The sequence below is a fragment of the Flavobacterium cupreum genome, assembly GCF_003996965.1.
In the GTDB taxonomy this organism is placed as follows: domain Bacteria; phylum Bacteroidota; class Bacteroidia; order Flavobacteriales; family Flavobacteriaceae; genus Flavobacterium; species Flavobacterium cupreum.
The window spans coordinates 1-284 of the sequence record NZ_QWDM01000251.1 but is presented as its reverse complement, the minus strand read 5'-3'; the positions used below and the strand labels follow the sequence as shown (position 1 = coordinate 284).

Annotated in this window: 1 protein-coding gene; it reads left to right on the top strand. The window is 71.8% G+C overall.

Going from position 1 to position 284, the window contains the following annotated elements; all coding sequences use genetic code 11:
- A partial coding sequence (locus tag D0817_RS27330; protein ID WP_127341029.1) for a TRAM domain-containing protein occupies positions 1–284 on the top strand: 284 nt, incomplete at both ends.

Here is a 284-nt window from a genome sequence, read left to right as displayed (position 1 = left end):
TTTTCAGCAAGCGCCCGGGCACGCCCGCGGCCAGCCTGGCCGACGACACCGCGCACGAGGTCAAGCTGGCGCGCCTGCAAAGGCTGCAGGCGGCGATCGACGCCAACACGCGCAAGTACAGCGCGGCCATGGTCGGCACCGTGCAGCGCATCCTGGTCGAGGGCCCGTCCAAGAAGGACGCGCGCGAGCTGCAGGGGCGCACCGAGAACCACCGGGTCGTCAATTTCGACGCGGGCGCCCATTTCGCGACCCTGCCCGGGCAGCTGGCCGCGGTCCGCATCGCC